The following is a 9,626-nucleotide window of genomic DNA, read 5'->3' as shown; positions in this document are numbered from 1 at the left end:
TGTTCGATCGGTTGCCAATCAATCACCTGATCCAGCTTCAATAGTGGGAAGCGGTCGATGTGTTTGGCGATCATGGCTTGGGCGGTTTGCTGGAAGAAGGTACTCATGGAAAATCCCCTAAATGTCTTAGTAGGAATTTAGGGGATTTTGGGGAATTTTGCAAAGGTCTCAATACAATATCAATATGTTACACAACTACTTCCCGAACTAATGCCAGTACTAATATATCCTGAACATTCATGAGTTTTTCCTACTTCACAGAGCATAGCCTCTACTTTTTTCTCTGTTTTCTGATGACAAACTTGTCAGGTCTGTCTGTATACGTTATGCCCAGAAGTCTCGCGGTGCGTCCAATACGGGTTTGACGATACCGGTACGGACGGCAAAATCGCCGAAGCCTTCATCATCGAATCGGTTTTGCGCCCAATCGGCTACCCAGCCTTCGACAATTTCAAGGATTTCAGGTTCGGTAATATTTTCTTTAAACAGGCGCGGGATGCGGGTGCCTTCGCGGTTGCCGCCTGCGTAAAGGTTGTAGCGGCCGACGGCTTTGCCGACCAAGCCGATTTCCGCCAGCATGGCGCGGCCGCAACCGTTGGGGCAACCGGTTACGCGCAAAACGATGTATTCGTCTTCCAAGCCGTATTTGGCGAACATGTCATCAATTTTATCGGAGAATGTCGGTAGGAAGCGTTCGGCCTCCGCCATTGCCAACGGGCAAGTTGGCAAGGCAACGCAAGCCATGGAGTTTTCACGCTGGATGGTAATCGATTTGCTGATAAGGCCATGATCTTTGGCGATTTTATCAATCGTGTCTTTCAATTCGGGCGGTACATTGGCAACCACCAGATTTTGGTTGGCCGTCAGACGGAAGTCGCCGGGATGGATTTTGGCAATTTCACGTACGCCGGTTTTCAAAGGTCTGCCGGGATAATCGAGCAGGCGGCCGTTTTCAATAAACAAAGTCAAATGCCAGTTGCCTTCATGCCCTTGTACCCAGCCGATATGGTCGCCGCGATGGGTGAATTCGTAAGGACGGATGGGTTCAAACTTAATGCCCATGCGTCTTTCGACTTCTTCTTTGAACACATCTACGCCGACGCGTTGCAGCGTATAGCGTGTACGCGCTGCTTTGCGGTCGCTGCGGTTGCCCCAGTCGCGCTGGGTGCTGACAACAGCTTCGGCGGCGTTAAGGGTGTATTCGAGCGGTACGAAACCAAATTCGTAAGAAGTGTTCGGATAGGTTTTGGTATTACCGTGTTCGCTGGATAAACCGCCGCCGACCAACACATTGAAGCCCACCAACTTGCCGTTTTCTTCAATCGCCACAAAACCCAAGTCGTTGGAATGAATGTCCACATCGTTATCGGGCGGAATCACGACGGCAGTTTTGAATTTGCGCGGCAAATAGGTTTTACCCAAAATCGGCTCGACCTCATCGGCAATTTCTTTATTGCGCGGCTCAGTCGGCTCGGTCGTGAACACTTTTTCGCCGTCCAGCCACACATCGGCATATGCCATCGTGCGCGGCAGAAGGTGCATACTGATGCGCGCCGCCCATTCATAGGCTTCTTGGTGCAAAGTGCTTTGCACCGGATTGCTGGTGCACAACACATTACGGTTGACATCGCTGGCTGTGGCAATGGAATCCAAACCAAGTTTGTGCAATGCCTGATGTGCCTGTTTTAAATCGGTTTTCAGAATGCCGTGGTATTGGAAGGTTTGGCGGTTGGTCAGGCGGATGGAGCCGTAAATTGTATTTTCACCGGCAAATTTGTCGATACCCAGCCACTGTTTCGGCGTAATGATGCCGCCGGGCAAACGGCAACGCAACATCATGTTTTTTAAGGGTTCGAGCTTTTGTTCGGTACGCTCGGCACGGATATCTCGGTTATCCTGTTCGTACATGCCGTGAAAGCGGATAAGCTGAAAGTTGTCGGCGGTAAAGCCGCCGGTAAAGTCGTCTTTCAACTCTTCCTTAATCGTGCCGTGCAGATAATCGCTGCGCTCTTTCAAGGCCTCGTTGCCGGACAAAGGCGTCTCAGGCAGCTTGGCTCGTGGGTCGGTTGTGGTAGCAGTCATTGAAGCACTCCTTATTTTTGATATAGGCGTTACTTTAATGAGGCCGTCTGAAAATGAGAAAGAATGGTTTGTTTGTTTTAAAGACGATTTTGTTATATTGGTTTGAAACATAAAAAGGCCGTCTGAACTTTGCTTTCAGACGGCCTTGATATTGGACGGGACAAACCGATTAGGCTTGTTTGTTCCAACGTTCGATAGATTCTTTGATGACTTGTTTCGCTTCTTCTACATCGCCCCAAGATTCAACTTTAGTGGTACCTGCTTTTTTCAGGTCTTTGTAGTGGTTGAAGTGGAACTCGATTTGTTTGATCAGTTGTTGCGGCAAATCGGCCAAAGTTTTGTAGGCATTGCCGTTGTTGCGGTCGTCGGCTGGAACGCAGACGATTTTGTCGTCCACTTCGCCGTCGTCAACGAATTTCATCACGCCGATAACGCGTGCTTCCAGGAAAATACCGGTTGCCAAAGGCTGCTCGGTAACCAGCAATACGTCCAATTCGTCGCCGTCTTCGTCCAAAGTTTGCGGAATGAAGCCGTAGTTGGTCGGTTTGGCGAAAATTGCCGGTTCAACGCGGTCGAGTTGGAACGCGGCCAGTTTGCGGTTCCACTCGATTTTGTGGTTGCTGCCCGCAGGGATTTCGTTGACAACGTTGATAATGCCGCCGTCCACGTCGCCCGGGGTCAGGATTTTGTTGAAGTCTGCCATGATGGTTTCCTTTGTTTTTAAAGAGAGTCAAACGGCGAAAGTATAACAAACCCAAGGCCGTCTGAAAATGTGAAACTGTCGTATTCAGACGGCCTTTTTGGCATTCAGCCTTTTGACCAATTCTAAAATTGCGCGTTTATTGGAAGGCGAAAATACTTTTTCCGCCGCTTCTTCCGCTCCAAACCAACCGTAGGCAACGTGTTCGTCCGGTTGCAGGACAATGGGCGTATCACGCGGAATTTGGGCGGAGAAGATGTGTTCACGGTTTTCAAAAACGCCTTTGGGATAGCGATGGCGCCAATGATGATAGATTTCATAAACGGTGCTGTCGTGCCAGTTTTCCAGCTGTCCGTTTGCAAGGCGAATACCGGTTTCTTCCCACACTTCGCGCCATGCGGTTTCTTCGATACGCTCGCCTTCTTCCAAGCTGCCGGTAACCGACTGCCAAAAACCTTGCGGCGCCGTGCGTTCAATCAGCAGGATATTGCCGTCTTCATCATGCAAAACGACCAAAGCGGAAACGGGATACTTCAAAGGCTTGCCGCTCATGGCTTATCCTTGCCGGATTGATTGGGGAGGCTGATTTTTTGTAGTAAGTAAGCCGAAAGGTTTTCCATGTCTCACTCAAAAATGGGAATTGATATTCAGACGGCCTTTGCCGGAAATCCGCAAAGGCCGTCTGAAATTATACCTGATTTAACTGCGCCAGTTTCCAAGACACCAGCTCTGCCGCTTCTTCCGGCGAGTTGGCCTTCAATCCTGCTTCGCCAAAATACGAAATTTTAGGCAACTCGCACAAAAACTTATCGATGTCTTCTGCCGTCAAAAAGCGACCGTGCAAATCAAATCCGACATTTAAAGCACGCCCTTTGATTTCCGCCATCCTGTCATGCAAATGCCCGTACAAGTGATACCAGCCTTGATAGCAGCCGTCCCATTCCTGAATCGGATAGTGAAAAAGAACCAGCGTATTCTTAATTTCCGGCAATTTGAGTTTCATATACGGCCGTATGGACGACAGCAGCGGATGGCCGTCATGCTTGGTTTGGCTGCGGAAAAAATCGGCATGCTGCCGAATCACATGATCATGATTGCCGTAAATCAAGTGATGTTGCCCGTTTAAACGCGACAAAACGCGCTCTATCTGCTTATGGTCGTGGGCAAAGGAAAAATCGCCCAAGTTGTACACCGTATCTTCAGGCGTAACGGTTTCGTTCCACGTTTGGATTAAAAATTCATCCATCTGCTCCACGTTATCGAACGGTCGAAATTGCGGGCAGAATTTGGCGATGTTTTTATGTGAGAAATGTAGGTCTGATGTGAAGTAGATTTTGCTCATACCGTGCTTTCTGCGTTGCAGTCTTGAATCGTATCACGCGCGGGCGTATGCTGAGTAATGTTTTTATGTGCTTCAAGGAGTTCGTATGCGTTTGGTTATTGCCGCGCCGGCCAACGGCGCAATATTGAAGGACGCGCTCAAAGCGCATCTGCAAAACGACCCGCGCGTCAGCAGCTTGGTCGATTTATCCTCCCCCGAAGGAAGCTATCCGCAACTCTCGTTTGCCGCGGCCGAAGAAGTCGCGGCAGGACGCGCTGACCGTGCGCTGTTGATTTGTGGTACCGGCGTGGGGACGGCAATCGCCGCCAATAAGGTGCGCGGCATACGGGCGGCGACGGCGCACGATTTGCTCACCGTCCGCGGCTCGGTGGAAAACTATAACGCGCAAGTTTTATGTATGGGGCAAAACGTCATTGCTGCACCTGCCGCTTGGGCATTGGTCGATATCTGGTTGGATTTGCGCCATGACACAAGCAGCGGCTATGCGCCTAAAGTCGGCGAAATCGAAGCGTATGAGCGCGAAAAATAAATACGCATTGCTCCCTCTATTTTCAGACGGCCTTACAACTGTCTCAAAAACGCTTGAATAAACGCGATCTTATCCAATTCCGGCATGGCGTTGAACGCTTCCTGATGATCGTGGATATAGTCGATCAAAGGATAAAATTCTTCATCAACATGGCGTTTGTCCAGCTTGCGGCCGATATTGCCTTCGTTGCTTCTTCCTAAAAACTTGGAAATCAGGTAATACGGCGATTTGAGTTTGAACAGCATTTCGCCATTTTGCGCATCAAATACCATAAAGCCTTCGTGTTCCACGTTTTTCAGACGGCCTTTCAGCTCGCCGAACGTGATATTTTTCAGCATTTCTGGACGGCGGATGCCGTATTGTTTGCCGATTTCGTCCAATTCCGCTTCAGTAAACTGACGGCCTGTCGCCACATCGATGCAGCCGATTAAGGTTTCGCCCAATGCTTCGCGGATGATGTGCACGTCTTTCGCGTCTGTGATTTCAAACAAAAAAGTGTGGTTCGGATAAGTGCGGAACAGGGTTTCGTATTGCGCGCAGTGTGCGGCCGTCATGTCTGCAAACGCGCTATCAAGCGAACCGGTGGTCGAATACAGCACTTTGCCGTTAAACGAAGCGCCTTTAGACGGATGGCCATCTGAAAGCGAGACGAAAGTGCAGCAGCCGAGGAAGCCGTTTACTTTCACCACTGCATCCACCAATCTCTCGTCGCTGATTCGGATCGGATAGCGGCTGCCTTTGGCAATACGCTCCGAATAATTGAACACTTTTTTAAACGGGCGCACGATGATTCGATTATGCACGTCGATAATCAAACCGCGCATTTCCAGCAAAGCATCATCAAAGCGGTTGTTATAGAACACGCTGCGAGCGTATTTCAACACGCGCAATTCAGGATAGCGCTTGGATGCTTTGGCGGTAAAGTTATGGCTGCCGTGTTGCAGATAATTTTCGGTAACGAAGGTTTGCTGCGCCTCATCAAACACCAGCGGCTTATGCTCGATAGCCTGCATCTGTTCAATTTTTTCTAACTGCTCCGCATTTGCCGGTTGCACGGCATCGATGTGGATTTCGTTTGCCATGCGGTTTTGGTTCAGCTTGATATACGCCGCCAACACGTCATGCTCTTTCACGCCGTGCAGGTTGGGATAGAAATTGTGCATACGGTAGATTTCCGTTTCAAAACCACTTTTCTCCGCCTGATCCAATAAATGACGGCAACGCGAAGCTTTTTGGTTGGTATTGGAATTAATGATCAAAATATTTCGATTCGGATTTTGACGTCCAAGTCTCAAAGTTTCAGTCATCAAAGCATTGCCGCGTTTTTGCGCCTTATCCACCGCTTCGCCCGACCAACGATATTCACCATATTCATCGGTAATGAACAAATCGTTTTCAATACGGACCACTTCCGCATCCGGATACTGCGCTTTAAATTCGGCGGCTTTTTGTTCGGCGAAAGTCGATTTTCCCGAACCTTGATGACCGCGGATTAAGATGAATTTTTGCATTTTGTTTCCTTATTCTTTTTCTCAGCTTAGCCTGAATAAATAGGCCGTCTGAAAAATATTTCTACCCTTTTTTCAGACGGCCTTAGCTTCAGTTCACAGCTGCCAACGGCGTTTTCTCAATCTCTTCCACCCAGAAATCCGCGCCCATACCTTGCTCGGCGAACGAGCCGATCAGCGTGAACACTTGATCGGAGAAGCCCCCAATGTTCAAGATGTCGTGGCGGTTTTGCGCTTGCGCGGTGGTGTAGGGCTGGATGTCCAAGCAGACGAGTTTGGCTTCAGGGCAGCGTTGTTTCAGGATGTCCCATTCTTTCATCAGGCCGGTCTTGCCGCCCCATCGTTGTCCGCGGTCTGCCCAGCTTTCGTTGTCGGACACGATGACGACCAAATCCACATCGGCTTTTTCGCGGTTCAGCATGGCGAGCGGTGCACTGCATGCCGTTCCGCCGCCGCCGATATTGGCGAGTTTTTCGGCGTTGGTCATGACGCTGTCGCGCGGGTTGAGCTGCACGTTTACCGTGATTCGTTCAAACGGTATTACGCGGGCTTTCGGGTTGGTGCGCAACATGGCGGCGGACACGAGTGCGGCGATGTCGATGCAGCGGGTTTTGCTGGTTGCGCTGCCGCGATAGCCGGTAGCCGAGCTGTGCATGGAGCCGGATACGTCCGGGCAAACCACGACTTTGCCTCGGATTGCCGGTACGTTTTGTACGGCGGTTTCCATCGCGTCTTGCAGCGCTTCGCGGATTTCAGACGGCATCTGTTCGGATGTCGCCTGATATGCGGTCAGCAATTGGTAAGGCAGAACGCGGGCGCGGCGGATGGCGGTTTGGTCGCGCAGTTTTTCTGCCACCATTTTGATGTTTTTGCTTTTCGCAAACACATCATGGCGCAGGAAAGTGTTCAGGTTTTGGCGAACCTGCTGCCATGAGCCGTTGCGGGCGATTTGCGCCCAGTCGCCGCTGTTCAATTCCAAGGCAGTGAGCATTTGGAAGGGAACGTCGGGCAATGCGCCTTGGCGGCTTTGCTTGTAGTCTTCAAAGGCGCGGGTAATGGGCGGCAATGCTTCGCGGTCGTACGGTTTGCCGATAAGCCACGCAAACCAGGCGGCACGCCATGCTTCACGCGGTTTGGGATGCACCATTTTGACCACATCCGCCAGCGACGGAGCATTGCCGATAGCGGCGTTCAACAGTTGTTTTTCGGTAGCGGTCAAAAGCCAGGTCTGCATCAGTTTTTTCGGACGGTTGCCGAAAGACTTTCTGCCGACTGCGCCGCTGCGGATGATTTGCGCGAAGTTGCGCAACATTTTACCGTTGTCCGCTACTTGGTCGAATACGCGGGCAAGCATGTTCACATCTTTCTGCGCCAACACGGCAAGCAACAGCGCGGGCATGTCTTTCATAAAACCTTTTTGACGGGCATACACGGCGGTTTTGGCGATAAACTCGGCATCCAGTTGTTCCGCCAATTCCAATACTTGCTCAAGCTGGTCTTGCGCATCGGCGTAGTAAGTGCTGTTCAGGCAGCCGGTGGCGGCAAGCTGGGCGAGCTGTTGTTTGGGCGTCAGCGTGTAGGCGATGCCGCCGGCTTCATTATGGGTATCGGTTTTAGTAAAACGGTTTTTAATCGATTGAAACAAGGTAGTATTAGCCATTTTCATTTTCTTTCATATTGTTGGTTTGAGGCGTCCGAACTGTTTTAGCTTTGTTTTTCAGACGGCCTTGAATGGGTGGCAGTGTGGCGGCTAAAGATGAAGAGAAGCGTTTTTAACTGAAAGCTAATGTATTCTCTTCCAGGCATCCGCCTACTGCCGTAGGGCGACTAGATTTACTAGGATCATTCAGGTTTTAGCAGAAAAGGAATGTAATCCTAATGGCATTCACCCATAAGGGGTGGTACATTGGGCAACAAAGAGTGGAGAAATTTTTACGCGCTCTATCCTCTGAGCTACTCTGCCATAGTTGGCGGCAGAGACGGGATTCGAACCCGCGACCTCGAGCTTTACAGGCTGTAATTCCTCCGACATTTGCCGAATGCACCAAAAACGGTTTTTATATCAGCCCGTCCGAATATTTCAGACGGCCTCGAATGTGGGCAGCGTAGCAGATAAACATGAAGAGAAACGGTTTTAACATGAAAGGTTAATGTACTCTCTTCAAGCATCAGCCTACTGCCGTATAAAGTAATATGGCACGCAACAAGTTTTTCAGGGAAACATGCCTTCGCTCTACCAGCTGAGCTACTCTGTTATTTTGGATAACAGAGGCAGGACTCGAACCTGCGACACAAGGATATCCATGTTGTAGTTTCCCTAGGCATTTGCCTGCCATATTGGAAAAGGGTGGGCGACTAAATAAACAAGACGTTCAACGTCTATCAGACGAGACAGGATTCGAACCTGTTAATCCAAATGTAGTCTTGTTGGCATTCGCCCTGTAACCACACAGCAACTAAATTTACGGAAAATTTTTCTCCGGTAACTGTATTTCCCGAAGCATCTGCTGTATCGTTACACTCACAATAAAGCCAACAGCGTGCCAAGAATAAAATTTTTATAAAAATAATTTTTAATTAATTGAATATAAAGAAAATATATTTTGAAGTAGCTTTTATCAGCAAGAAGCGTAGAATACTAAAAAATATATTTATAGATAGTTATATAGAAAATAAAATATAAAAGGATATATGATGAGATTCGATGATTTGGACAAACACTTGCGACAATACGAAACCGCTTATGATTTTTGCGTACCACAGGAAAATTTTATTGTTGTACGCTTAGACGGGCGCGGTTTTACACGACTAACCAAGGAAATTTGGCAGTTTGAAGCCCCGTTCGACATTCGTTTCCGCGATCTGATGGCACACACCGTCCGTCATTTAATGAAATGTGGCTTCAATGTGGCGTACGGCTATTCGGAAAGCGATGAAATTTCACTATTGCTGCGTCGAGATGACGATACATTCAAACGCAAAACGCGCAAAATCATTTCGGTATTGGCTGGTGAGGCCAGCGCCGCCTTTTCTGTGGCACACGGGCAGCCCTCCGCTTTTGATGCCAGAGTTTGCATTTTACCGAACGAAAAACTGGTGGTTGATTATTTCCGTTGGCGGCACGAAGACTCATACCGCAACGCGCTCAACGCCCACTGCTATTGGATGCTGCGCAAGAAAGGAGAAAGCGTGTCCCGCGCTACAGATGCCGTCAGCGGCCTAAAACGCGTGCAAAAGCACGATTTGTTATTTGAAAACAATATCAATTTCAACGAACTGCCTGCGTGGCAGAAACATGGCTTCGGTGTGTATTTTCAGACGGCCTTAAAAGAAGGTTTTAATCCGAAAACTGACGAAACCGTACAAGTAAAACGCCAAATCCTGCATACAGATTTCGAGCTGCCGTTGGGCGATGATTACGGCGCATTTGTCCTGGAAAGAATTGTTTAAATTGTTTAGAGGTCA

The 9,626-nt window shown here is 49.2% G+C and carries 8 protein-coding genes and 1 pseudogene; 2 read left to right on the top strand and 7 right to left on the bottom strand.

All coding sequences use genetic code 11. The features are described from left to right. The 5 genes and pseudogenes from HMPREF2661_RS11515 to HMPREF2661_RS09850 all read right to left on the bottom strand — a co-directional run. A pseudogene (locus tag HMPREF2661_RS11515) lies at nt 1–107 on the bottom strand (IS5/IS1182 family transposase); the annotation flags it as partial. Nucleotides 108–324: 217 nt separating this feature from the next. Further along, nucleotides 325–2,082, bottom strand: coding sequence for an assimilatory sulfite reductase (NADPH) hemoprotein subunit (gene cysI, locus HMPREF2661_RS09865; protein WP_070823583.1), 1,758 nt, complete (start codon nt 2,080–2,082; stop codon nt 325–327). A gap of 169 nt (nt 2,083–2,251) precedes the next feature. Continuing rightward, nucleotides 2,252–2,785, bottom strand: coding sequence for an inorganic diphosphatase (locus HMPREF2661_RS09860; RefSeq protein WP_003678634.1), 534 nt, complete (start codon nt 2,783–2,785; stop codon nt 2,252–2,254). An 84-nt stretch (nt 2,786–2,869) separates the two neighbouring features. Further along, the gene (gene nudB, locus HMPREF2661_RS09855; RefSeq protein WP_070823581.1) at nt 2,870–3,334 is read right to left on the bottom strand and encodes a dihydroneopterin triphosphate diphosphatase; all 465 of its coding nucleotides are present in this window, start codon (nt 3,332–3,334) and stop codon (nt 2,870–2,872) included. A gap of 136 nt (nt 3,335–3,470) precedes the next feature. Continuing rightward, nucleotides 3,471–4,124 carry a metallophosphoesterase gene (locus tag HMPREF2661_RS09850; RefSeq protein ID WP_070823579.1) on the bottom strand — a complete coding sequence of 218 codons (654 nt, stop codon included), beginning with the start codon at nt 4,122–4,124 and terminating at the stop codon, nt 3,471–3,473. An 85-nt stretch (nt 4,125–4,209) separates the two neighbouring features. Between HMPREF2661_RS09850 and HMPREF2661_RS09845 the strand changes: the two genes are divergently transcribed. Continuing rightward, complete coding sequence (locus tag HMPREF2661_RS09845; RefSeq protein WP_070823576.1) at nt 4,210–4,653, top strand: RpiB/LacA/LacB family sugar-phosphate isomerase; 444 nt, start codon at nt 4,210–4,212, stop codon at nt 4,651–4,653. Between the two features lie 32 nt (nt 4,654–4,685). Here HMPREF2661_RS09845 and HMPREF2661_RS09840 read toward each other — a convergent pair whose 3' ends face one another. Both HMPREF2661_RS09840 and HMPREF2661_RS09835 read right to left on the bottom strand, forming a co-directional pair. Continuing rightward, nucleotides 4,686–6,164, bottom strand: coding sequence for an RNA ligase (locus HMPREF2661_RS09840; protein WP_070823572.1), 1,479 nt, complete (start codon nt 6,162–6,164; stop codon nt 4,686–4,688). Nucleotides 6,165–6,252: 88 nt separating this feature from the next. After that, nucleotides 6,253–7,827 (bottom strand): TROVE domain-containing protein, encoded by a 1,575-nt coding sequence (locus tag HMPREF2661_RS09835; protein WP_070823570.1) that lies wholly within the window; start codon nt 7,825–7,827, stop codon nt 6,253–6,255. A gap of 1,028 nt (nt 7,828–8,855) precedes the next feature. Here HMPREF2661_RS09835 and HMPREF2661_RS09830 point away from each other — a divergent pair. After that, nucleotides 8,856–9,611, top strand: a complete 756-nt coding sequence (locus tag HMPREF2661_RS09830) for a tRNA(His) guanylyltransferase Thg1 family protein (protein ID WP_070823567.1) — start codon at nt 8,856–8,858, stop codon at nt 9,609–9,611. Nucleotides 9,612–9,626: the final 15 nt, after the last annotated feature.

This window comes from Neisseria sp. HMSC061B04, from assembly GCF_001836705.1.
Lineage (GTDB): Bacteria > Pseudomonadota > Gammaproteobacteria > Burkholderiales > Neisseriaceae > Neisseria.
The sequence above is the reverse complement of the archived record's forward strand: the minus strand, read 5'-3'. Positions and strand labels throughout refer to the sequence as shown.

Bases quoted from the DNA above. Each gene is read 5' to 3' on its own strand.
- cysI (WP_070823583.1), bottom strand. From the start codon at position 2,082: ATGACTGCTACCACAACCGACCCACGAGCCAAGCTGCCTGAGACGCCT.
- HMPREF2661_RS09835 (WP_070823570.1), bottom strand. From the start codon at position 7,827: ATGAAAATGGCTAATACTACCTTGTTTCAATCGATTAAAAACCGTTTT.
- HMPREF2661_RS09840 (WP_070823572.1), bottom strand. From the start codon at position 6,164: ATGCAAAAATTCATCTTAATCCGCGGTCATCAAGGTTCGGGAAAATCG.
- HMPREF2661_RS09860 (WP_003678634.1), bottom strand. From the start codon at position 2,785: ATGGCAGACTTCAACAAAATCCTGACCCCGGGCGACGTGGACGGCGGC.
- nudB (WP_070823581.1), bottom strand. From the start codon at position 3,334: ATGAGCGGCAAGCCTTTGAAGTATCCCGTTTCCGCTTTGGTCGTTTTG.
- HMPREF2661_RS09845 (WP_070823576.1), top strand. From the start codon at position 4,210: ATGCGTTTGGTTATTGCCGCGCCGGCCAACGGCGCAATATTGAAGGAC.
- HMPREF2661_RS09850 (WP_070823579.1), bottom strand. From the start codon at position 4,124: ATGAGCAAAATCTACTTCACATCAGACCTACATTTCTCACATAAAAAC.
- HMPREF2661_RS09830 (WP_070823567.1), top strand. From the start codon at position 8,856: ATGAGATTCGATGATTTGGACAAACACTTGCGACAATACGAAACCGCT.